22 protein-coding genes and 1 tRNA gene are annotated in these 22,295 nt (G+C 70.6%); 13 read left to right on the forward strand and 10 right to left on the reverse strand.

Annotated elements, in window-relative coordinates; translation table 11 throughout:
• Window positions 1-123: 123 nt before the first annotated feature.
• Window positions 124-1,260 (reverse strand): lytic polysaccharide monooxygenase, encoded by a 1,137-nt coding sequence (locus JHY01_RS03815; protein WP_205324267.1) that lies wholly within the window; start codon window positions 1,258-1,260, stop codon window positions 124-126.
• Between the two features lie 189 nt (window positions 1,261-1,449).
• Here JHY01_RS03815 and JHY01_RS03820 point away from each other — a divergent pair, with 189 nt between their 5' ends.
• Window positions 1,450-1,899, forward strand: a complete 450-nt coding sequence (locus JHY01_RS03820) for a peroxiredoxin (protein WP_205324268.1) — start codon at window positions 1,450-1,452, stop codon at window positions 1,897-1,899.
• 41 nt (window positions 1,900-1,940) lie between these two features.
• Here the strand turns inward: JHY01_RS03820 and rdgB are convergent, their stop codons facing one another.
• Complete coding sequence (gene rdgB / locus JHY01_RS03825; RefSeq protein WP_205324269.1) at window positions 1,941-2,525, reverse strand: RdgB/HAM1 family non-canonical purine NTP pyrophosphatase; 585 nt, start codon at window positions 2,523-2,525, stop codon at window positions 1,941-1,943.
• Window positions 2,522-3,250, reverse strand: a complete 729-nt coding sequence (gene rph / locus JHY01_RS03830) for a ribonuclease PH (protein WP_205324270.1) — start codon at window positions 3,248-3,250, stop codon at window positions 2,522-2,524. The genes rdgB and rph overlap by 4 nt, the downstream gene beginning before the upstream one ends.
• A gap of 112 nt (window positions 3,251-3,362) precedes the next feature.
• On the opposite strand from rph, the gene JHY01_RS03835 reads away from it, so the two are divergent.
• Both JHY01_RS03835 and JHY01_RS03840 read left to right on the forward strand, forming a co-directional pair.
• Window positions 3,363-3,444: transfer RNA gene (locus JHY01_RS03835), tRNA-Leu, on the forward strand.
• A 159-nt stretch (window positions 3,445-3,603) separates the two neighbouring features.
• Window positions 3,604-4,995, forward strand: a complete 1,392-nt coding sequence (locus JHY01_RS03840; protein WP_205324271.1) for an ATP-binding protein — start codon at window positions 3,604-3,606, stop codon at window positions 4,993-4,995.
• Here the strand turns inward: JHY01_RS03840 and JHY01_RS03845 are convergent.
• The 3 genes from JHY01_RS03845 to katG form a co-directional block, all read right to left on the reverse strand.
• Window positions 4,985-5,230 carry a hypothetical protein gene (locus JHY01_RS03845; protein ID WP_205324272.1) on the reverse strand — a complete coding sequence of 82 codons (246 nt, stop codon included), beginning with the start codon at window positions 5,228-5,230 and terminating at the stop codon, window positions 4,985-4,987. The two genes, JHY01_RS03840 and JHY01_RS03845, sit on opposite strands and share 11 nt — an antisense overlap.
• Window positions 5,231-5,294: 64 nt before the next feature.
• On the reverse strand, window positions 5,295-6,413 hold the full coding sequence (locus JHY01_RS03850; RefSeq protein WP_205324273.1) for a sulfite oxidase: 1,119 nt from the start codon (window positions 6,411-6,413) through the stop codon (window positions 5,295-5,297).
• An 83-nt stretch (window positions 6,414-6,496) separates the two neighbouring features.
• A complete protein-coding gene (katG, locus tag JHY01_RS03855; protein ID WP_205324274.1) occupies window positions 6,497-8,710 on the reverse strand; it encodes a catalase/peroxidase HPI in 2,214 nt (737 codons plus the stop codon).
• 239 nt (window positions 8,711-8,949) lie between these two features.
• Here katG and JHY01_RS03860 point away from each other — a divergent pair, with 239 nt between their 5' ends.
• From JHY01_RS03860 to JHY01_RS26310, 3 genes are all read left to right on the forward strand, one after another.
• A complete protein-coding gene (locus JHY01_RS03860) occupies window positions 8,950-9,174 on the forward strand; it encodes a hypothetical protein (protein ID WP_205324275.1) in 225 nt (74 codons plus the stop codon).
• 92 nt (window positions 9,175-9,266) lie between these two features.
• Window positions 9,267-9,977, forward strand: a complete 711-nt coding sequence (locus JHY01_RS03865) for a response regulator transcription factor (RefSeq protein ID WP_205324276.1) — start codon at window positions 9,267-9,269, stop codon at window positions 9,975-9,977.
• Entirely contained in the window at window positions 9,974-11,461 is a 1,488-nt protein-coding gene (locus JHY01_RS26310; RefSeq protein WP_205324277.1) for a cell wall metabolism sensor histidine kinase WalK, read from the forward strand. Before JHY01_RS03865 ends, JHY01_RS26310 begins: the two co-directional genes overlap by 4 nt.
• A gap of 7 nt (window positions 11,462-11,468) precedes the next feature.
• On the opposite strand, the gene bcp is transcribed toward JHY01_RS26310, so the two are convergent.
• On the reverse strand, window positions 11,469-11,942 hold the full coding sequence (gene bcp / locus JHY01_RS03875) for a thioredoxin-dependent thiol peroxidase (protein ID WP_205324278.1): 474 nt from the start codon (window positions 11,940-11,942) through the stop codon (window positions 11,469-11,471).
• 261 nt (window positions 11,943-12,203) lie between these two features.
• On the opposite strand from bcp, the gene JHY01_RS03880 reads away from it, so the two are divergent.
• Genes JHY01_RS03880 through JHY01_RS03895 form a run of 4 tightly spaced genes read left to right on the forward strand, consistent with a single transcriptional unit; the run spans window position 12,204 to window position 14,741 of the window.
• Window positions 12,204-12,899, forward strand: a complete 696-nt coding sequence (locus JHY01_RS03880; protein ID WP_205324279.1) for an energy-coupling factor ABC transporter permease — start codon at window positions 12,204-12,206, stop codon at window positions 12,897-12,899.
• Window positions 12,896-13,234 (forward strand): PDGLE domain-containing protein, encoded by a 339-nt coding sequence (locus JHY01_RS03885; RefSeq protein WP_205324280.1) that lies wholly within the window; start codon window positions 12,896-12,898, stop codon window positions 13,232-13,234. The genes JHY01_RS03880 and JHY01_RS03885 overlap by 4 nt, the downstream gene beginning before the upstream one ends.
• The gene (cbiQ, locus tag JHY01_RS03890) at window positions 13,231-13,992 is read left to right on the forward strand and encodes a cobalt ECF transporter T component CbiQ (protein ID WP_205324281.1); all 762 of its coding nucleotides are present in this window, start codon (window positions 13,231-13,233) and stop codon (window positions 13,990-13,992) included. The genes JHY01_RS03885 and cbiQ overlap by 4 nt, the downstream gene beginning before the upstream one ends.
• On the forward strand, window positions 13,989-14,741 hold the full coding sequence (locus tag JHY01_RS03895) for an energy-coupling factor ABC transporter ATP-binding protein (RefSeq protein ID WP_205324282.1): 753 nt from the start codon (window positions 13,989-13,991) through the stop codon (window positions 14,739-14,741). Before cbiQ ends, JHY01_RS03895 begins: the two co-directional genes overlap by 4 nt.
• Window positions 14,742-14,799: 58 nt before the next feature.
• Here JHY01_RS03895 and JHY01_RS03900 read toward each other — a convergent pair whose 3' ends face one another.
• Entirely contained in the window at window positions 14,800-15,537 is a 738-nt protein-coding gene (locus JHY01_RS03900) for a thioredoxin domain-containing protein (RefSeq protein ID WP_205324283.1), read from the reverse strand.
• 69 nt (window positions 15,538-15,606) lie between these two features.
• Between JHY01_RS03900 and JHY01_RS03905 the strand changes: the two genes are divergently transcribed.
• Window positions 15,607-17,268, forward strand: a complete 1,662-nt coding sequence (locus JHY01_RS03905) for a copper resistance protein CopC (RefSeq protein ID WP_205324284.1) — start codon at window positions 15,607-15,609, stop codon at window positions 17,266-17,268.
• On the opposite strand, the gene JHY01_RS03910 is transcribed toward JHY01_RS03905, so the two are convergent.
• Window positions 17,269-18,126 (reverse strand): TatD family hydrolase, encoded by an 858-nt coding sequence (locus tag JHY01_RS03910; RefSeq protein ID WP_205324285.1) that lies wholly within the window; start codon window positions 18,124-18,126, stop codon window positions 17,269-17,271.
• A 232-nt stretch (window positions 18,127-18,358) separates the two neighbouring features.
• Here JHY01_RS03910 and JHY01_RS03915 point away from each other — a divergent pair, with 232 nt between their 5' ends.
• Window positions 18,359-19,480, forward strand: a complete 1,122-nt coding sequence (locus tag JHY01_RS03915) for a hypothetical protein (protein ID WP_205324286.1) — start codon at window positions 18,359-18,361, stop codon at window positions 19,478-19,480.
• Window positions 19,481-19,528: 48 nt separating this feature from the next.
• Here the strand turns inward: JHY01_RS03915 and metG are convergent, their stop codons facing one another.
• Window positions 19,529-21,319 carry a methionine--tRNA ligase gene (gene metG / locus JHY01_RS03920; protein ID WP_205324287.1) on the reverse strand — a complete coding sequence of 597 codons (1,791 nt, stop codon included), beginning with the start codon at window positions 21,317-21,319 and terminating at the stop codon, window positions 19,529-19,531.
• 138 nt (window positions 21,320-21,457) lie between these two features.
• Between metG and JHY01_RS03925 the strand changes: the two genes are divergently transcribed.
• Window positions 21,458-22,207 carry a hypothetical protein gene (locus JHY01_RS03925; protein ID WP_205324288.1) on the forward strand — a complete coding sequence of 250 codons (750 nt, stop codon included), beginning with the start codon at window positions 21,458-21,460 and terminating at the stop codon, window positions 22,205-22,207.
• Window positions 22,208-22,295: the final 88 nt, after the last annotated feature.

Genomic DNA, 22,295 nt, shown 5'->3' on the forward strand with positions numbered 1-22,295 from the left:
CCGGAAGACCTGCTGGCTCAAGTATTCCAGCAGGCCTCCGAGGGGAGGAGTCGAAGCGGCGATATTTCGATGATCGTTCGGGTTCCGGCCGGGACGGCGTCACCGTCCCGAATCACCGCCTTGTCACGCCGGCATGCACTCCATCGCGGGCATCGTCGTCAGGTCGCCCGTGACGTTGAAGCCGAAGCTCGCCGTCCCGCCCGACGCGATGGTCGCGTTCCAGCCCGAGGGGCCGGCCATCTGCATGTCGCCCATCGTGCTGATGGTGGTGTTCCACGAGTCCCTGATCGTGATGCCGGAGTTCGGCGGCCACAGCCAGTGGATCATCCAGTCGCTCATGCTCGAGTCGCTGGTGTTCTCGACGGTGATGTTCACCGTCGCGCCGCCGGACCACGAGTAGACCGAGGCGGTGGCGGTGCAGGCGCCCGTCGGGCCGCCGGTGGGCGTCTCGGTCGGGTCGTCGGTGGGCGTCTCGGTGGGCGGGTTGACGACGCCGCCGTCGTTGCCCGGCAGGTTCGCGCCGGGGCGGATGCCGGTGATCTCACCGTTGCCGCCGTCGAACTCGATGTCGGAGCAGGCGTAGAAGTTCTCGCTCGAGTCCGAGCGCACCCAGTGCGTGAACACAATGTGGTACCCGCTCTTCTGCGGGAGCGTCATGTTCGCGTAGTAGTAGTGGTCGTCGCTCCCGGCGCCGCCGTTGGACGGCGGGTTCGAGATGGTCTGGAACTTCTCGAGGTCGTCCCAGGCGAGCGGCTGGCTCGGGTCCCACCCGTCCTTGGTGATGTAGAGGTCGAACCTGCCGGGGTGGTGGGCCCAGTTGTTGTAGCGCCATTCGACGGTGGCTCCGGCGGTCACGTGCGTGCGCGGCCAGTTGCCCGGGTCGTTGAAGGGCGAGAAGTCGTACGGGCCCTTGCCGCCGCCGTTGCAGAGCTGGCCGTCGGGGACGTATCCGACGGTCTGGCCTGCGCCGTTGGAGTCGAGGTTCCCGAACCAGTTGTAGAACGGGGTCGGGCCGACCTCATCGAACGCGGCCTGGCAGGCCTCGTTGTAGGGGTCGAGCGAGCCGTTCTGGGCGAGCGCGTCGAAGTAGCAGAAGTACTGGCGCGAGCCGGGGAAGACCGTGGCGCCATGGGCTTCGGCCTCGTCTCTGCTGAAAAGCCCCGTGATGGTCAGGGCCGCGACGGCGGCCAGGACCATCGACATGACGATGGCGATGCGGCGGCGTCTGCCGCCCAGCGCCAACGTGGCGGTGGTGGACATGGAATTACTCCTCTGCCGGACATGGAGCGCTCCCAACCTGGCTCTCGAAGAGCCAGCGCGATCTTGTGGACAGCTGCTGACGATATCGTGATATTCGAGTGTATCTATATCTAATGACGGAATGCAACGCCTCCGGGCGCCCGGACCTGAAGCGGTTCACTCCCGGAATCCGCGGATAGACTCGGACTCATGGAGACCGGAGACATCGCACCCGCATTCACCCTCGACGACGACCATGGCAATCCCCGCAGCCTCGACGAACTCATCGAGTCCGGCCCCGTCGTGCTCTTCTTCTATCCGCAGGCGATGACGGCGGGCTGCACCGCCCAGGCCTGCCACTTCCGCGACCTCGCCGCCGACTTCAAGGCCGTCGGCGCGACCCCGGTCGGCATCTCCCACGACGACGTCGACCGCCAGGCCGCGTTCGCCGCGAAGCACTCCTTCGGCTACCCGCTGCTGTCCGACCCTGAGGGCAAGGTCGCCGAGGCCTTCGGCGTGCGCCGCCGACTGGGCATCGTCGCGACCAAGCGCAAGACCTTCGTGATCGGCCAGGACCGAACCATCCTGGGGGCGTTCAAGAGCGAGCTGAACATGAACGCGCACGCGGACAAGGCCCTGGAACTGCTGCGGGGCAGATAGCGAACAGGCGGCCCGAAGGCCGCCTCAAGCCGGGTGTGCCGCTAGATCTTCTTCGCGAGCTCGCGGAATGCTTTGCCCCGGTGGGAGATCGCGTTCTTCTCCGCTGCGGAGAGCTCGGCGCTGGTCCGGTCGAAGCCGTCGGGAGTGAAGAGCGGGTCGTAGCCGAACCCGTTGTCGCCCTTGGGTTCACGCCCGACCTTGCCGTGCATCTCGCCGTGCACGACGAGCTCGCGCCCGTCGGGCCGGACGATCGCGGCGGCGCACACGAATTTCGCGCCCCGCAGTTCGTCGGGGACGTCGGCGAGCTGGTCGAGCAGCAGCGCGTTGTTCGCCGCGTCGTCCTTGGCGCTCCCGGCCCAACGCGCGGAGAGCACGCCGGGCATCCCGTTGAGGGCGTCCACGGCCAGGCCCGAATCGTCGGCGATCGTCGCGAGCCCGGTGTGCTTGACACCGTCGCGGGCCTTGAGCAGGGCGTTCCCGGCGAAGGTCAGCTCGGTCTCGGGGGTCTCGGGGTAATCGGCGACGGCGTTCAGACCGACGAGCTCGATGTGCGGGGCGGCCTCGGCGAGGATCTCCCGCAGCTCGTCGATCTTCCCGACGTTGCGGGTGGCGAGCAGGACCCTCATGACGAGAGCAGGGTCCGGGCCTGGAGGCCGGCGAGTTCCTTGCAGCCCTTGAGCGCCAGGTCGAGCAGGGTGTCGAGTTCGGCGCGGTTGAACACGGCCTCCTCTCCGGTGCCCTGGACCTCGACGAAGTCGCCTTCGCCGGTGCAGACGACGTTCATGTCGACCGAAGCGGCGACGTCCTCCTCGTAAGGCAGGTCGAGCACCGGCACGCCGTTGACCACGCCGACGCTGATCGCGGCGACGGAGGTCGTCAGGATCTTGTCGGGCTTGCGGGCGATCTTCTGCTCCTTGAGCCAGCCCACGGCGTCGTGCAGCGCGACGTAGGCGCCGGTGATCGCCGCGGTACGCGTCCCGCCGTCAGCCTGCAGCACATCGCAGTCGAGCGTGATCGTGTTCTCGCCGAGGGCTTTGAAGTCGATGCAGGCGCGCAGGCTTCGGCCGATGAGGCGCGAGATCTCGTGCGTCCGGCCGCCGATCTTCCCGCGGATCGACTCGCGGTCGGAGCGCGAGTGCGTGGAGCGCGGGAGCATCGAGTACTCGGCGGTCACCCACCCTTCGCCGGACCCGCGCCGCCAGCGCGGCACGCCGGTCGTCACCGTCGCGGTGCACAGCACCCGAGTGCGGCCGAATTCAACGAGCACCGAACCCTCGGGGTGGTCGGTCCAGGATCGGGTGAACTTCACGGGGCGCAGCTCATCGGCGGCGCGCTTGTCAGGTCGAGTCATCCCCTCCAGACTACGGGACCCCTGACGCGTGTGAAACACTAGTTGCTGCCCATCGCCGGACCACCCGGCACGGCAACCGGCGCATCGGCGACGATGCCGCCGACCACTTCTGGCGCGAGTGGCGGAACTGGCAGACGCGCAGGATTTAGGTTCCTGTGTCCTCGGACGTGGGGGTTCAAGTCCCCCCTCGCGCACCGACCCTCTTCAACGAACCCGGTAGGCAGGCCTGCCGGGTTCACGGGTTTCCGCTTGCGGATGCAGGAAGAGGACCCGGGTATCAAGCTCAAGAACTGATGCATAACGTCAGTGACGTACGACGTCACTGACGTTATGCATCAGTTACGATTCCGGGTATGGCTTTCGTGAACCGCCGCAGTGAACTGGCAGACCTTGAGACCTGGTGGGCCCGGACCCACCCCCGACCCGCCATGGTCTGGGGACGCAGGCGAGTCGGTAAGACCGCGCTGCTGCAGCGCTTCGCCTCGGACAAGCGATCGATCTTCCATCTGGGGACCGGTCGTCCCGAGCGGGGCGAGGTGGCCCAGCTGTCCCGCAAAGTCCACCAGATCGCACCCAGCCGAGTCCGGAACCTGGCCGAATCGCCGTTTCAGAGCTGGGAGGAAGCCCTGGAATACCTGGACGCGGCCGCCCGAGAAGCACCGCTTCTGCTGGTTTTCGACGAGTTCCCCGAGATGATGTCGAAATCCCCGGAGCTGCCGGGGATCCTGCGCGCCTTCGTCGACACCACCGGCCCCGAGAGCGGCCTGCGGATCCTGCTGTGCGGGTCAGCGATGCGGACGATGGAGGCGATCCAGGAGTATCGGGCGCCGCTGTACGGGCGCTTCGACCTCTCGATGCAACTGCACCCGTTTCGCCCGCATGAGGCCGCCGAGATGCTCCCCGCCCTGAACCCGGCTGACCGCGCGCTGGCCTACGGCCTCCTGGGAGGGATGCCGCTCTACCTGTCGTGGTGGGACGCAGGGGAATCAGTGCGCGAGAACATATCCCGGCTCGCGTGCCGGCCGACCGCACCGATGCTGGTGGAAGGGGACTATCTCCTCGCGACCGAAGCGCGGCACGGTGACCAGCTGGCCGACGTGCTGCGCGCCATCGCGGAGGGCCGGACCAAGCACCAGGAGATCAGCGACGCCATCGGGGCGGACCCCAGCCGAACGCTTCGGGAGCTGCAGCGGCTGCGGCTGATCGAGCGGCTGATGCCCGTGACGGAGACCGAGAAGAGCCGCCGGCGGATCTACCAGATCACCGACAACTTCCTGGCCTTCTATCTGCGGGTCCTGGGCCGCTACCGCTCGGAGATCGATCGCGGGTTGGGTGACACGGTGCTGAACGCCGTCACCCATGGCATCGACGACCACATGGGTCCGGTCTGGGAGACGGCGTTCAGAGACCACCTCCGCAGATATGCCGCCCAGATCCACGCTGAGACGGTGGCGGTAGGGCCGTGGTGGCGAGAGGGACGAGACGAGATCGACGCGGTGGTGCTGGCGGGGCGATCGCGGACTCCTGTCATGGTCGGAGAAGCGAAGTGGGCGCGCAAGGTCGACGCCCGACGGCTGCTCCCGAGGCTGGTGCAGAAGTCCGCTGCGCTTGGTGTGGAAGCCGAAGCGCTGCGGTTCGCGATCTGCGCGCGGGAGACGGTGACCGGGGCAGGCGAAGGCACGCTCACGGTGACGGCGGCCGACATCTTCACCCAGGACACCGGACAGGAACGTCTCAGTCGATAGCGTCCGAGTCTGATCGCACCTTGTCGTTACCAGCGGCTCGGAGTCTGCGGTCGATCTCGGCCGCGTCCGGTGGCTCGGGCAGGTAGTAGGCGCGGTCGTGCTCGCTGACGTATTCGAGGGCTTCGGTGTGGTCGGGATGGGCGGTGTCGGCGAGGGCTTCGCGCAGCCATTGGTGGCGCCAGATCCTGCCGCAGTCCTCCGGGGGAGCGGCGAGTACCGCCTTGCGGGCTCGCACGCACCGCCTCGGCCAGGCCGTCGGCCATTCGGGGCCGTCTTCGTTTCCGGTCACTCCGTTTCGATCACCCCGGTTCGACGCAGTGGACCGGGAGGCGCTGCACGAGGTTGTTGGCGAAGCCGCCGCGGTTCCAGGGCTGGTCCACCGGTTGGGTGTCGCCTTCGGCGTCGGTCGCGCGGGCGCACAGCATGTGCTCGCCGGGTACAGCGGTCCAGTCGAACCGCCAGCGGCGCCAGGCCCAGTGGTGCCCGGTCGGTGCGTCGAGAGCGGCTTCGTTCCAGGTGCGGCCGTCGTCGGTGCTGACCTCGACGGCGGTGACCGGTGCCCTGCCCGACCAGGCGCGGCCTTCGATGAGCACCGGACCGGGGCGGACGACGCGGGCCCGGGACATGAAGTCGGGGAAGCCGGGCGGGACCATGAGGGCGCGCGGGGCGATGCGGGTGACCGGTGTCCCCTCCTCGTGCGGTTCCTGCCGGATCCGGTAGGCCGTGGTCTGCTGGAAGCCGGTGAACGGCTGTTCGGCGATCGTGATGTCGCGCAACCACTTCACGTGGGCCATGCCGTACCAGCCGGGCACGACCAGGCGGAGCGGCCACCCGTGCTGCGGCGGCAGCGGGGCGCCGTTCATGGCGTAGGCGACCAGGACCCCGGGTGCGTCGCCGATGGCCGTGTCGAGCGGGAGGGCCCGCTGGTAGTCCTGTTCGACGCCGCGTTCGATCCCGTGGTCGGCGCCGGTGAAGACCGCGTCGACGGCGCCGTCGCGCACGCCGGCTTCGGCGAGGAGGGCACGCAGGGGCACGCCCGTCCAGTCCGCGGTGCCGACCGCTTCGACCAGCCAGGGCTGGCTCACGGGGCGGGGCGTGAGGAGGGCGCGGCCGTTCCCGGCGCATTCCATGGTGACGCGGGTGGTGACCGCCGGATGCGACCGCAGGTCGTCCATGCTCAGGCGGAGGGGATGTTCGACGTGGCCGCCGATCGTGAGCTCCCACGCCGCGTCCTCGGCGACGTACGGGATGTCGTAGTGGGTGAGGACGTAGTGCAGGCCGGGCGGGGTGCGGTCGTAACGGAGGGCTTCGAGCGGCAGGCCGTGGTTGCGGGTGGCGAGCGAGAGTTCGTCCCGGCCGATGCCCTCCCCGGGCTCGGCCGTCCGGGCGGGCGAGCTGACGTCTTCGATGCGGGCCATGTTCCGATGCTAGGCCCCAGCGCCGCCGCGTGGGCGGTTGTCGGCCGCCGGGCCCCGGCGATCGCCCGCCGGGGCCCGATGACTCACCGCAGGTCGAAGCGGTCGAGGTCCATCACCTTGGACCAGGCGGCGACGAAGTCGCGGACGAAGTGCTCCTCGGCGTCGTCGCTCGCGTACACCTCGGCGACGGCCCGGAGTTCGGCGTTGGAGCCGAAGACGAGGTCGACGCGCGAGCCGGTCCACTGCTTGTCGCCCGTGGCGCGGTCGCGGGCCTCGTAGGTCTGCGAGTCGTCCGCCGCCGGCGCCCATTCGATGTCGAGCGAGAGCAGGTTCCGGTAGTAGTCGTTGTGGAGCATGCCGGGCCGGTCGGTGAGGACGCCGACGGGCGAGTCCTCGAAGTTCGCTCCGAGGACGCGCAGGCCGCCGACGAGGACGGTCATCTCAGGGACGCTGAGGCCGAGCAGGTTCGACCGGTCGACCAGCAGGTACTCGGCCGGGATCGGGTGATCCTTGCCGAGGTAGTTGCGGAACCCGTCAGCGGTCGGTTCGAGCGGCGCGAACGAGTCGACGTCGGTCAGCTCCTGCGTCGCGTCGACCCGGCCGGGCGAGAACGGCACCTCGACCTGGTGCCCGGCGAGCCGCGCGGCCCGTTCGACCGCGGCGCAGCCGCCCAGGACGATCAGGTCCGCGAGCGAGACGCGCTTGCCCGCGGACTGGGCGTTGAACGCCTCCTGGACGCCCTCCAGCGCGCGCAGGACCTCCGCCAGCGACCGGGGTTCGTTGACCTCCCAGTCCTTCTGCGGTTCGAGCCGGATCCGTGCGCCGTTGGCGCCGCCGCGCTTGTCGCTGCCGCGGAACGAGGAGGCCGAAGCCCACGCGGCGGCCACGAGCTGCCGCGAGGTCGGGCCCGATTCGATGATCCGCTCCTTGAGCGCCGCGATGTCGTCGGCGTCGATCGTGTCGTAGTCCGCGGCGGGGAGCGGGTCCTGCCAGATGAGCCGCTCCGCGGGCACCTCCGGGCCGCGGTAGCGGACGATCGGCCCCATGTCGCGGTGGGTGAGTTTGAACCACGCGCGCGCGAACGCGTCCGCGAGTTCGTCCGGGCGCTCGAGGAAGCGCCGCGAGATCGCCTCGTACACCGGGTCGAACCGCAACGAGAGGTCGGTCGTGAGCATCGTCGGCGCGTGGCGCTTCCCCGGGTCGTGCGCGTCGGGCACGAGGTCCGCGGCGGCGCCGCCCTTCGGCTTCCACTGGTGCGCGCCGGCCGGGCTGGACGTCAGCTCCCACTCGTGGCCGAACAGGATCTCCAGGAAACTGTTGTCCCACTGGGTGGGCGTGTTCGTCCAAGTCCCTTCGAGCCCGCTGGTGATGGTGTCGTTGCCTTTGCCGGTGCCGTGCGCGTTCGCCCAGCCGAGGCCCTGCGCCTCGAGCGGCGCGGCCTCGGGCTCGGGGCCGAGGTTCGACTCCGGTGCGGCGCCGTGGGTCTTGCCGAACGTGTGCCCGCCGACGATGAGCGCGACGGTCTCCTCGTCGTTCATCGCCATGCGCTCGAACGTGTCGCGGATGTCCTGCGCCGACTCGACCGGGTCGGGGACACCGCCCTTGCCCTGCGGGTTCACGTAGATGAGCCCCATCTGGGCCGCCGCGAACGCGTCCTCGATCCTGCGGTCCTCGCCGCGGCGCTGGTCGTCGAGCCAGTCGGTCTCGGGTCCCCAGTAGATGTCCTCGTCGGCCTCCCAGGCGTCCTCACGGCCGCCGCCGAATCCGAACGTCTTGAGGCCCATCGACTCCAGGGCCACATTGCCGGTGAGGATCATCAGGTCGGCCCAGGAGAGACTGCGCCCGTACTTCTGCTTGACCGGCCACAGCAGCCGCCGGGCCTTGTCGAGGCTGATGTTGTCCGGCCAGCTGTTGAGCGGCGCGAACCGCTGCTGGCTGGTGCCGGCGCCGCCGCGGCCGTCGCTGATGCGGTAGGTGCCGGCGCTGTGCCAGGCCATCCGGATGAACAGCGGGCCGTAATGCCCGAAATCGGCCGGCCACCAGTCCTTCGAGTCCGTCATGACCGCTTCGATGTCGCGCTTGACCGCGGGGAGGTCGAGGGCTTCGAACGCCGCGCCGTAGTCGAAGTCCGCGCCGAGGGGGTTGCCGACGGCGGGGTTCTTCGCGAGGAGCTTGAGGTTGAGCCGGTCGGGCCACCACCCCCGGTTGCCGCCGCCCTGGACGGGGAGCAGCGCGTGTTCGTGCTGCACCGGGCAGCCGCCGGTGGCCTGGTCGTTCGGTTCTTGCTTGGCAGACATGGGAATCCTTCCGCATGGACGCGTCGGGGAGCCCAGTGCTCGAATGAGGGAGCCCCCATGAGGTCATACCATCACAATGCTTCCTTATGCCAGAAATCGCCCCAGGGTCCAGCCTCGATCGGGGCCGGACCGGCGAGAACCCGATCGGGGGCAAACCGGACATCGATCGTTGTAGCCGCGTCCGGTCCGGTTCACCTCGGGTTCGCCTCCAGGACGCCTTCAGAGTGGACGGTCATTCCATGAACGCTGCTGACAACGGTGACAACGACCTCGCGCGGGTCGCCGCCCTCGCACTCGCGGTGCAGCGCTCCGGCCTGCTGCCGCAGGACGAGCAGGCCGCCCTCCTCGACCGGTACCGGCGCCTGCGCGAGCACGTGCTGCGCACCGGCACCGCCGAGACCGCCCGGCGGCTCCGCGAGATCGAAGACGCCGCCGGGCCGCGCCCGGCGCTCACCCGCCTCTGACCCCGACTCTGACGCTTCTCTGAGGTGCCTCCCAGCGACGCTGCGGCCTGCGAGGATAGAAATACCTGGCACCCCAGACAGAAGGAGTCCAGGTGAACGAAGCGCCCGAGCACAGCGACCGCGTCCTCGTGGTCGACGACGAGGAGAACATCGGCGCGCTCCTGTCCGCCACCCTCCGCCTCACCGGCTTCGAGGTCGACGTCGCCCGCGACGCCGCCGAAGCGCTCCGCGCCGCCGCCCGGTTCGAGCCCGACCTCGTGATCCTCGACGTCATGCTCCCCGACATGGACGGCTTCGAAGTCGCCAAGCGGCTGCGCGCCTCCCGCGACCTGCCCGTCCTCTTCCTCACCGCCCGCGACGCCGTGCGCGACCGCGTCACCGGCCTCCACGCCGGCGGCGACGACTACGTGACCAAACCCTTCGACCTCGAAGAGGTCGTCCTCAGGATCCAAGCGATACTTCGCCGCGCGAAGACCCCCGCGCCGCCCGAAGACCGCGTGCTCCGCTACGCCGACCTCGAACTCGACGAGACCGCCCACGAGGTCCGGCGCGCCGGGCAGCCCGTCGAACTCTCGCCCACCGAGTTCAAACTCCTGCGCTACCTCATGCTCAACGCCGGGAAGGTGGTGAGCAAATCCCAGATCCTCGACCGGGTCTGGAACTACGACTTCGGCGGCAACGGCCGCATCGTCGAATCCTACGTCTACTACCTGCGCAAGAAGATCGACCAGGTCGAGCCCGCGCTCATCCAGACCGTGCGCGGCTTCGGCTACGCCCTCAGAGAGCCCAGGACCCCGAAGTGAGGGGACCGCGACGCTGGCGGCACTGGACCGTCCGCTCCCGCATGGCGTTCACGATCGTGACCCTGTGCACGCTCGCGCTGGCCGCCGCGGTCCTGACCGCCACGATCCTCCTCCAGAACGTGCTCACCGACCGGATCGACTCGCAGCTGCGGACCGCCTCGGCGATGGCGCTCAACGAGGAACCGCGCGAGGGGCAGGACGGCGAGTTCAAACCGCCCGCCCCGCAGCCGGGCCTGCCGGACACGCCCCGCGTCTACGTCTACGACGCCGACGGTTCGCTGGTCCACGCCTTCGCGGACGAGGACGGCGCCGCGCTCGTGGGCCTGGGCGACCTCGCCGATCGCACCGGCGAGGCCTCCACCGTGGAGGACGCGGACGGGAACTCCTGGCGCGTGCTCGTCGAGGAGGCCGACGACACCGACGGGTACGTCGTCTACGCGCTGTCCTCGGAGTACATCGGCGCGGCCACCGAGTCGCTGCTGCTCATCGGCGGGGCCGTGACGCTCGCGATCCTGCTGCTGCTCGCGGTGAGCGCGTTCTGGGTCGCGCGCCTCGGGCTGCGCCCGCTCGACCGGATGCAGGCGACGGCCGACGCGATCGCCGAAGGCCGCCTCGACGCGCGCGTCACCGACACCGACCCGCACACCGAGACCGGGCGGCTCGGCTCGGCCCTCAACACGATGCTCGGCCGCATCCAGGCGGCGCTCGACGCCGGCGCCGCCTCCGAAGCGCGCCTGCGCCAGTTCCTCGCCGACGCCTCGCACGAACTGCGCACGCCGCTGACCTCGATCAAAGGGTTCGCGCAGCTGTACCGGCGCGGCGGGGTGCCGCCGGGGCCGGTGCTCGACGAGACCATCGGGCGGATCGAGGCCGAGTCGAAGCGCATGGGGCTCCTGCTCGACGACCTCATGCTGCTCGCCGCGCTCGACCGGGAGCGGCCGCTGAGCCGCGGGCCGGTCGACCTGCTCGGTGTGGCCGTCGACGCGGTGGGGGACGCGCATCTGCGGGATCCGAGCCGGTTCATCGCGCTCGAATCGCTGGGCGGGCACGCGGGCGACGGCGACGAGGACCTGCTCGACGCGGTGGACGTCACCGGGGACGAGCCGCGGCTGCGTCAGGTGGTGACCAACCTGGTGGCGAACGCGCTGCGGCACACGCCGCCGGACGCTCGGATCACCGTGCGCCTCGGATGGAGTGCGAGCCCGGGGCCGCGCTGCCTGGCGCAGGTCGGGGAGAACCCGGCGCTGCCGGCGGCCGTGCTGGAGGTGGCCGATACCGGGCCCGGTGTCGCGCCCGAGCACGCCGCGGGGGTGTTCGAGCGGCTGTACCGGGTCGACCAGGGCCGGTCCCGCGGCGCCGAAGGCGGCTCGGGGCTCGGGCTGTCGATCGTGGCGGCCATCGTGACCGGTCACGGCGGCTGCGTGCGCCTCTGCGGGACGCCCGGCGGCGGAGCGACGTTCCAGGTGCTCCTGCCGAAGTCCTGACCCGGGTCTACTCGGGGAGGCCGAGCTGCTTCTTGAGGCGCGCAACGTGGCCGGTGGCCTTCACGTTGTACTGCGCGAGTTCGATGTCGCCCCGCTCGTCGATGACGAACGTGGAGCGGACGACGCCGAGGATCGTGCGGCCGTAGTTCTTCTTCTCACCCCACGCGCCGTACTCCTCGAGCACCTTGTGCTCGGGGTCGGAGAGCAGCGGGAAGGTCAGGCCGTCGCGCTCGACGAACTTGGCCAGCGCCTCGGGCTGGTCGGGGGAGATCCCGAGCACCGCGTAGCCGGCGGCCTGCAGACCGGTGAGGCTGTCGCGGAAGTCGCAGGCCTCCTTGGTGCAGCCGGGCGTCATGGCCTTCGGATAGGCGAAGAGGATCACCTTTCGGCCTTGGAGGCTCGACAGGGTCACCGTGTCGCCGGTATCGGTGGTCAGCGTGAAATCAGGCGCCGTCTCACCAGACTGAAGTCGTACGTTCACAGGTCGCAACCCTACCGGTCGTCCCTGACAATCCCCTGGGAGCACGCTTGACGGTCCCTGGTCGGCGGGGGCCGGTTACCTATCCGACACTTCCCGGTCCGGGTTGACGGCACCGAAGCGGCTATTGCAAAATGATTGCAATAGCCTGACAGCGGGCTGTTGATTCCACGCGTGGGCGCCTCGCATCCGGTGAGGCGGCCGCCGCACCCACCCCGGCCCCGCCCCAGGGCCCCACAACCAGTCGAAAGGCGGCACCTGCCCGTGTCAGACCTGGCGCTGCACATCCCGACGGACGTCGTCAACGGACCGATCTCCCTGGCCTTCGCCCTCCTCGCCGCCATAGCCGTCGGCGCCTGCGTCATCATGGCGCGCCGACACCTCGACGAGCGGCTCGTGCCGCTCGCGGGCCTCGCGACGGCGTTCATCTTCGCCGCGCAGATGCTCAACTTCCCGATCGCCGCGGTCGTATCGGGGCACCTCCTCGGCGGCGCGCTCGCCGCCGCGCTCCTCGGGCCCTGGCTCGGGGCGCTCTGCGTCACCGTCGTCATCGTCATCCAGGCGCTGCTGTTCGCCGACGGGGCCGTGACGGCCCTGGGGCTGAACGTGGTGAACATGGCCGTGATCGCCAGCTTCGCCGGCTACGGCGTGATCCTGTTGGCGCTCAAGGTCCTCCCGCGCACCCGCTGGGGGCTCGGCGCCGCGGTCTTCGCGGCCTCGCTCGTCTCCGTCGTGGCCGCGTCGGCCGGATTCGTGCTCCAGTTCCGGCTCGGCGGTGAGGAAGTGGGCCAGTCCTTCGGTGAGCTGGCGGCCGCGATCCTCGGCACGCACGTGCTCGTCGGCATCGGCGAGGGCGTCATCACCGCCGGAGCGGTGACCGCCGTCGCGGCCGTCCGCCCCGACCTCGTCCACGCGCTGCGCGGCACGCGCCTCGCCCAGCCCGCCGAGGAGACAGTGTGAAGACCAAACGCTTCTGGATCACCGGCGTCGTCGTCACGCTGGTCCTCGCCGGGTTCGTGTCCCTGTTCGCCTCCGCCTCGCCCGACGGGCTCGAATCGGTGCTCCTCACCGGCTGCGAGACCGCGGACGGTGAGATCACCGGCGGCACCTGCGTCCTCCAGGCCGCGGGCGAGCACGAGATCGGCGGCGCCTTCGCCGACTACGGGATGTCCTTCCTGGACAATGAGATCCTCGGCGCCTCGCTCGCCGGGATCCTCGGCGTGGTCCTCACCCTCGGCGTCGCCACCGGGTTCTTCTGGCTGCTCTCCCGCGGCAAGAAGAAGGAGCACGCGTGAACCCGGTCGACGGGCTCCACCGGCCCGGCGACTCGCCGATCCACCGCCTGCGACCGCAGGTGAAGATCGTCGCGCTCGTCGCCTTCACCTGCGCCATCGCCGCCACACCGCGAGAGGCGGTGTGGGCCTTCGGGGTCTACGCCGCGCTCCTCGCGGGACTGTTCACGCTCGCCCGCGTGCCCCTGGCCTGGGTGCTCACCCGCAGCCTCGTGGAATCGCCGTTCCTGGTGCTGGCCTTGGCGTTCCCGTTCATGGTCGAAGGGGACCCGGTCCAGATCGGCTTCCTCCACGTCTCCGAACCGGGCCTGTGGGCCGGATGGAACCTGCTCGCCAAAGCCACCCTCGGCGTCTGGGCCGCCCTGCTGCTCGCCGCGACGACCCCCATCGCCGCGGTCCTCGCCGGGCTCTCGCGGCTGCGCTGCCCCGAGATCCTGCTGCAGATCACCGCGTTCGCGATCCGATACGCGCACCTCACCGTGGCCGAGGTGACCCAGATGCGCCTGGCCCGCCTCGCCCGCTGCGACGACCCGCGGTTCCTGTGGCAGGCGGGCGCGCTCGCCCGCAGCCTCGGCGTCGTCTTCATCCGCTCCTTCGAACGCGGCGAACGCGTCTGGCAGGCCATGTCCGCACGCGGCTACACCGGTCGGCTCCCACTCGAAGTCGGCCCGGCACCCGCCGGCGCCCTGCAGTGGACGGCCGCACTCGCCGTCCCCGCGATCGCGGCGGGCATCGCCACCTGGACGGCGGTGTTCGTATGAGCGCCTTGGACATCAAGGGCCTCCAGCACGTCTACCCGGACGGGCACCGCGCCCTCGACGGCGTCGACCTCCAAGTCCACGAAGGTGAACGCGTCGCCGTCCTCGGCCCCAACGGCGCCGGGAAGACCACGCTCATGCTCCACCTCGCCGGACTCCTCACCGCCACCGAAGGCGAGGTGTCCGTCGCCGATGTCAAGGTGGCGAAGCAGACCCTCGCCGAGGTCCGCCGCCGCGTCGGCATCGTCTTCCAGAGCCCGGACGACCAGCTGTTCATGCCCACCGTCGCCGACGACGTCGGCTTCGGCCCCGCCAACCTCGGCCTGCGCGGACCCGAACTCGCCGAACGCGTCCGGGCCGCCCTCGCCGACGTCGGCCTGAGCGACCTCGCCGACCGGCCCCCGCACCACCTCTCGGTCGGCCAGCAGCGCCGCGCCGCCCTCGCCGGGGTGCTCGCCATGCGCCCCGACATCGTGGTGTGCGACGAGCCGAGCGCGAACCTCGACCCCGCCGCCCGCCGCGACCTCGCCCGCATCCTGCAGGCCACCGCGCCGACCCTGCTGCTCGTCACCCACGACCTGCCGTACGCGCTGCAGCTGTGCGAACGGGCCGTGATCCTCGACGCCGGCCGCGTCGCCGCCGACGGCCCCACCGTCGAGATCCTCGCCGACCCCGAACTCCTGCAACGGCACCGGCTCGAACTGCCCTTCGGCTTCTCCCTGGAGACGGCGCTGGCGGCGATGCGGGCGTAGTCCTCAAGGGCCCGCCCGGGCACACGTCGACGCCGACGCCCTTGGGGAGACTCCGGGATCAGCCCGCGTCGATCGCGGCCTGGACCTCGTCGGCGAACGCCGAGTTCTCGACCGCTTCGCCGTCGACCTTCGCGGTCGGCGTCGCGGAGATGCCCTGCTCGTTCGTGGCGTCGGCGTTGCCCTCCTGGACCCAGCCGCGGTATCGCTCGTCCTCCACACAGGACTGCCAGTCGGCGTCGAGGCCGACGTCGTCGGTGCCGATCGCGATCAGCTCCGCATCGGTGAGGCCCTCGGTGTTCTCGGCGGGCTGGTTCGCGTACAGCGCCAGCGTGTAGTCGAGGAACTGCTGCTCGCCGGCGTCGGCCGCGCACACGGCGGCGGCGGCCGCGCGGCTCGAGTACTCGGTGCCCGAGCTCAAGCGGTCGAGGATCGCGAGCGGGTGGTAGTTCACCGTCACCGAGCCGTCGTCGACCCACGACTGGATCTGCTCGGCGTACGCGGACTCGAACTGGTTGCACGCCGGGCACATGTAGTCGATGTAAAGGTCGACCTCGACCGGGCCGTCGCCGATCTGCACCCCGTACGTGTCGGTGACCGACGCGGAGGGATCGTGCACCTCGTACTCGGGTTTGCCGTTCATCCAGATGCCCCATGCGAGGAGCCCCCCGATCAACACCACGGCGGCGCCGATCGCCACCCCGAACACGATCTTCCGGCGCCGCGCCTCCGCCTCCTGCTGCCTGCGCAGCGCCTCGGCGGCCTGTCGGCGGTCGATATTCCGGTTCGACTTGCCCATGTGCCTCGCCCAGCCTTTCTCCGGTCCAACTCTCGATTCACGAAGCGGATTCGAGTACGCTCAGCGGCGATGCGATCCCGATCGAACGACCGCCGCCCCGCCGCCAGAGCGACCCGCTTCGCCTGGTCGTCGCTCGCAACGGCACTCGTCGGCGCGGCTCTCGGCGCACTCTGGGCCTCCGGGGCCTCGGCGCACGCCACCGCCACCAAGACCGAACCCGCCTCCGGGGCGCTCCTCGACGCGCCACCGAGCGAAGTCGTCGTCGAGTTCAACGAACCAGTCACCCCCGTAGACGCGGCCACCGGCGTGGTGGCTCCCGATGGTGACCGAGCCGACACCGGGGTCGAGCAGAACGCCGAACAGACCACCCTCCAGATCAGCGTCGACGCCGACCAGGAGGGCACCTACCTCGTCGGCTACCGGGTCGTCTCGCACGACGGGCACCCCGTCTCCGGCACCTTCACCTTCTCGATAGGGGCCGAGACCGAGGCGCCGAGCGCCGAAGCGCTCACGGCCGGAACCGACCCGTTCGTGCAAGCGCTCCTCTACGGCAACCGCTGGTTCGGATACGCGGGACTGGCGCTCGCGCTCGGCGCGGGCATCTTCCTCGCCCTCGGGGCACGGCCGCGCGAGGTCCCCGCGAAGAGCTGCGCCACCGGCCTCGCGGTCGTCGCCATGACCGCCGTGCTCGGGCTGCCCCTCCAGGCCGCCTACGAAACCGGGACCAGCATCTCCGGCCTCGACGCGGTCGGACTCCAGTCCGTCATGGAGTCGAACGTCGGCCTCGCCGGGCTCCTGCGGCTGCTCCTCGTGCTGCTCGCGCTGCCGCTCATGCGGACGGTCGTCACCAGCACCGAGGAACCGAAGCCGCTGCTCGTGACCGGCCTCGCCGCGGTCGGCCTCGCGCTCACCGCCACCTGGCCGCTCGCCGGGCACCCCATGGCGACCGAACCGATCGCCGTCGCGTTCACCGCGGACACGGTGCACCTCGCCGCTTCGATGGCGTGGGCGGGCGGCGTGCTCGCCATCCTGATCCTCGCGTTCCGCGAGGACACCGAGATCCCGGACGGCGCCGCCGCGACCTGGCTCGCGCTGGTGCCGTGGCTCGTCGCGAACGTCCTCGTCGCCGGGCTCGCCTCCGCGCTGCTCCACATCGACTCGATCGAGGCGCTCACCGACACGACCTACGGGCGCCTGGTGATCCTCAAAGCCGTGCTGCTCGCCGCGATCCTCGGCGCGGGCCTGTTCACGCGGCGCGCGCTGCTGCGCCGCACGGCGGCCCGGCGGCGGCTGCGCGTCGCGGCCGGAGTCGAGCTCGTGTTCCTCGCCGCCGTGATGGCCGCCGTGGCCGTGCTCGTGCAGGCCGTGCCCGCCAAGACCGCGCTGCTCGAGACCGAGACGGCCACCGCCGCATCCACCGAGACGGCCACGCTCGTCACCACCGACGTGTACTCGGCGCAGCTCGTGCTCGAACCCGGGCGGCCCGGGCCCAACAGCGTGCGGATCCTCGCCGACGACCTCGAAGGCGCGCCGTTCCCCGCCGCGGAGTGGACCGCGACCTACGGGCTCGAAGGCGAAGCGGCCGAGGAGATGCGGCTCATCGAGCTGCGCACCGGCATCCTCGCGGGCGAGGTCAGCCTGCCCGCCGAAGGACGCTGGATCTTCACGTTCACCCTCACCGACGCCGCAGGGAACACCGCCACCGCCGAGGCCGCGGTCGACGTCAGCTGATCACCAGGCGCCGAACGCCGCCTCGGTGTTCGCCCACAGCCGCTCGCACCACGACTCGAGATCGCGTTCGAGGTGTTCGGCGAGGAAACGGACCGTGTAGTTCGTGAGCGCCGGATGGTTCCGGTGCCCGCGCACCGGGATCGGGGCCATGAACGGCGCGTCCGTCTCCACCAGCACCAGTTCGGCCGGGGCGACCGACGCCGCGTCGCGCAGGCTCTGGGCGTTCTTGAACGTCACGTTCCCCGCGAAGCTCATGAAGAACCCGCGCCGCGCGCACTCCTTCGCGAACGCGAAATCCCCCGAGAAGCAGTGCAGCACCACTCGATCGGGCGCGCCGTCGGCGTCCAGGATCGCCAGGACGTCCTCGTGCGCGTCCCGGTCGTGGATCACCAGCGCCTTGCCCCGCCGCTTCGCGATCTCGATATGCGCGCGGAACGACCGCTGCTGGGCCGCGCGGCCGCTCTCGTCGGTCCGGAAGTAGTCGAGCCCGGTCTCACCGAGGGCCGCGACCCGCGGCAGCGCCGCGACCGCGTCGATCGCCGCGAGCGCCGCGTCGAGGTCGGCCTGGCGCGGGGCGTCGTTCGGGTGCAGCGCGGCCGCGGCGAGCACGCGCGGATCGGCGGCCGCGAGCGCGGCGGCCCAACGCGACGACTCGACGTCAGTGCCGACCTGCACGACCCGCGCGACCCCCGCGGCGGCCGCCTCGTCGAGGCGGGCCCGCACGCCGGGCGAATCGGGAGCGGGCACCGGGAGCTCCTCCTCGGCGCCGAAGACGTCGACGAGATCGAGATGGGTGTGGCTGTCGGCGACGGGATGCGGCAGCGGCTCGGGCAGCGGCGCGGGTTCGGATCGGTACACATGTCAACGATGCCACGCCTTCGCCGACGCGCGCCCGGTGCTTCCGGCGTAACATCTTCTTCATTTTCCGGACATCCCCGCCTGACACGCCGCGCTTACGTTGGCGGACAGTCGAACCACCGGCTGTGGACAAGCCACTACCGTCCGGCGACAGCACCGCAGACCACACCAGCGATCCACGACAACGCAGTCGCACCGCCGTCGCACCCGCGCAAGACGAATCGAGACGCACATGACCCGCGACCTCGCGTCCCGCCGCAACCGCGCCGCAGCGCTCCAGCAACGCCGCCCCGCCGTCCCGGCCGAAACGACGCAACCCCAGACCATCGTCACCGTCGAATGGCGCGGCGAGAAATACCCCGGCACCCCCTACGCCGACGGCGCCGCCTGGGAACTCTTCTCCGCCCTCCCGCGCCCCGACTTCCTGCCGAACCCCCGCCCCGGCAGCGACTACCCGTACCGCCACTTCGCCCACGCCGGCGAGGTCCTGCGCGACGGCGTGCCCGTCGCCGTCGCCGACGACCGGTCCCTCACCGTGCCCCTCGCGCCCGGCCTCGACCTCGAATACGTGCGCCGCCTGACCCAGACCCCGCACCTCGACCCCGCCGCACGCGTCCTCCTCGACCGCGTCCGCCGCTCCGCCGCGGTCGCCCCCGGCGACATCATGGAGCGACCCGTCACCGCTCCACAGATCGCCCGCCTCATGGAGACCGCCGCCGTCCCCGGCGGCTTCTGCTACCGCCGCTGGGACATCGCGCACCTGCGCACCCCCGCCGCCCGCTCCGTCCTCGGCGGCGAGACCGAACCGAGCGAGCCCTGGGTGTTCGCGCTGCGCTGGCCCGCGGCCGACGCATGGGACTACCAGGCGCCCGTCGCCCCCGAATACGAAGGCCTGACGGCGATGCCGTCCTCCGACCGGCGCGGCATGCCCGTCCTCGGCACCGGTTTCGCGATCTCGACCGCGCACCTGCTCCCCGAGCACGTCACCGCCGACCTCACCGACCTGCCGCTGCCCGAGGGCTCGCGGCTCCTCGCCTTCACCGAGCAGGGCGCCGAACTCGACCTGTTCGCCTACTCGGGTCAGCAGTGGTCGCCGCTCACCCTCGAACGGCGCGTTGACATCCCCGGCGTCGAGCAGGGCCGCGTCCACCAGGTGCGGCGGGTCCTGCGCGAGGCGAACCACGTGGTCTGGAAGGGCATCCCGGGCTCGCTCGTGGACGCCGACGACGACTGGGCGCGCTTCCGCCTCTCCCGCCCCAGCCCCGACGTCCTCTCCCGCTCCGGGGCCGAGGCCGTGCGCCGCGGCGTCTACGAGAAATGGGTGGAGCGCAGCGAAGTCGCCCCGGCGATCTGAACGCACGGAGAAGGGCCCGGCAACCGCCGGGCCCTTCCCTGTGCGCTCCTAAGCGTTCAACCGCTCGATCTCTTCGTCCACGATGGACGGATCGAGTTTGGTGAACACCGGCGTCGGCTTCTCCAGCACCGTGCCCGGGACCAGCGGCACCGACTCCCACTTCGGGACGTCCGAGTAGTCGCCGGTGAGGATCGGGTACGGCCCGTCGGTCGCGCCGCCCTCGTCCAGCTCGGCGACCTCCTCGATGTACGGCATCGGGGAGAACACGCCCTCACCGCCGAGCAGCTCGTGCACCCGCTGCGAGGAATGCGGCAGGAACGGGCTCATGATCGTCTTCAAGTCCGAGACCGCCTGCAGCACCGTGTAGAGGACCGTGGCCTGGCGCTTCGGGTCCTCCTTCATCTTCCACGGCGCGGTGTCCGCGAGGTACTTGTTCGCCGCCGCGACGGCCTTCATCGCCTCGCCGATCCCGGCCCGCACCTTGTTGGCGCCGATCAGGTCGCCCACGGTGTCGAACGCGTCGCGCGTCGCCGCCAGCAGCTCCCGGTCGACCTCCTCGAGCTCGCCCGGCTCCGGCACGGCCCCGAAGTTCTTCGCGGCCATCGCGATCGAGCGGTTCACCAGGTTGCCCCAGCCCGCCACCAGCTCATCGTTGTTGCGGCGCAGGAACTCAGCCCACGTGAAGTCCGAGTCCTGGTTCTCCGGGCCCGCCGCGCAGATGTAGTAGCGCAACGCGTCGGGGGAGTACCGCTCCAGGAAGTCCCGCACGTAGATCACGACGCGTCGCGAGGACGAGAACTGCTTGCCCTCCATCGTCAGGAACTCCGACGACACCACCTCGGTCGGCAGGTTCAGCTTCCCGAGCGCGCCCGGCTCGCCGCCGTTCGCGCCCTCGCCGTTCGCGCCCAGCAGCATCGCCGGCCAGATCTCGGAGTGGAAGACGATGTTGTCCTTGCCCATGAAGTAGTAGGACACCGCCTCCGGGTCCTGCCACCAGCGCTTCCACGCCTCCGGGTCGCCCGAGCGCCGCGCCCACTCGATCGTGGCGCTCAAATAGCCGATCACCGCGTCGAACCACACGTACAGGCGCTTGTCCGGCCGGTCGACCCAGCCTTCCAGCGGAATCGGCACACCCCAGTCCAGGTCGCGCGAGATCGGACGCGGATGCATCTCGTCGAGCAGGTTCCTGGTGAACCGCAGGACGTTCGTCCGCCAGCCCGTGCGCGTGTCCAGCCACGCGTTCAACGCGTCCGCGAACGCCGGCAGATCGAGGAAGAAATGATCCTCCTCCACGAACTTCGGCGTCTCGCCGTTGATCCGCGACTTCGGGTCGATCAGGTCGACCGGGTCGAGCTGGCGGCCGCAGTTGTCGCACTGGTCGCCGCGCGCCGAATCGAACCCGCAGTGCGGGCACGTGCCCTCGATGTAGCGGTCCGGCAGCGTGCGGCCCGTCGAAGGGCTGATCGCGCCGAGCGTCTTCTTCTGCAGGATGTACCCGTTCCCGTAGAGCGTCGTGAACAGCTCCTGCACGGTCCGGTAGTGGTTCCCCGTGGTCGTGCGCGTGAACAGGTCGTACGAGAGGCCCAGCGCGTCCAGGTCCTCCACGATGATCCGGTTGTACTTCGCGGCGGCCTCGGCGGCCGTCAGGCCCTCCGCGTCGGCCTGCACCAGGATCGGCGTGCCGTGCTCATCGGTCCCCGAGACCATGAGCACATCGTGACCGCGCATGCGCATGTAGCGGGCGAAGACGTCGGCGGGGACCCCGAATCCTGCTACATGGCCGATGTGGCGCGGACCGTTGGCGTAAGGCCAGGCCAGCGCGGTCAATACGTGAGTCATGCGCCCCATGTTATCGGTCCAGATATCAGGACCGGCACTGTCCGGACCTCTCGACGGCGCACGTCTCGTCCTCACCCGACACGGCGATCCCGACGCGATTGCGCCCCCGTTCGCGAATTCGGTGATGCAATAACCGGTATGTCTGGAACACACCGCGCGGTCGACCCCCAGCACCAGCCCGCGTCCCCCGGGGCGCCGGAAGCGAACGTGCCCGTTCCCGAAATGCCCGCCGCGTACGGCGTCGTCGGCGAGCACACCTGGGACCCCGGCGCCGAAGCCGCACCCAGGCCCGTCTCCCAGCGCGGCCCCCTCGGCTCCCAGACCGACGGCATGGCCGCCATCCGCGCCGTCTGGGAACGCGCCGGCGAATCCGCGCGGAAACCCGCCAAGCCCGGCCGGGCCCAGCGCCGCCGCGAACCCAAGGCCTTCGCGCCCGCGCTCCTCGGCATCCTCGTCTGCGCCTGCCTCCTCATGTTCTTCGCCTGGACCGCCGCCCCCGCGCTCTGGATCTCCGTCGGCCACTACGACTACGGCACCGTCCAGGTCACCTCCTGCGAGAACGGGTTCGCGCCCTCCTGCACCGGCCGCTTCCAGACCCACGACTGGGCGAAAGACCTCCACCTCACCGGCGAGGTCACGGCCGCCGACCTCGGCACCGAACTCCCCGCCCGCTCCACCGGGCCCGACGCGCACAGCGCCTACGTCGGCGGCACCGCCGGACTCCTGCTCCGCTGGGCCCCCTCGCTCGTCCTCTTCATGGCCGCCGCGTTCGCACTCGTCGCCGTCTCCGGCGCCACCAGACTCTACGAAGGACGCTCCCGCGCGATCGGCCTGTGCTGGGCCTCCGCCGGAGCCGTCCTCGCCGCCGCCCTCGCCTTCGCGTGGTGACGCACGGGTGGTGCGGCGGCCCCGACGCCATCCCTGGCAACCTGTTCGGGTGCGGCACGAGAGCACCGGGACGGCCTGTAATGACGCC

The sequence above is a fragment of the Glycomyces sp. YM15 genome (assembly GCF_016918015.1).
Lineage (GTDB): Bacteria > Actinomycetota > Actinomycetes > Mycobacteriales > Micromonosporaceae > Glycomyces.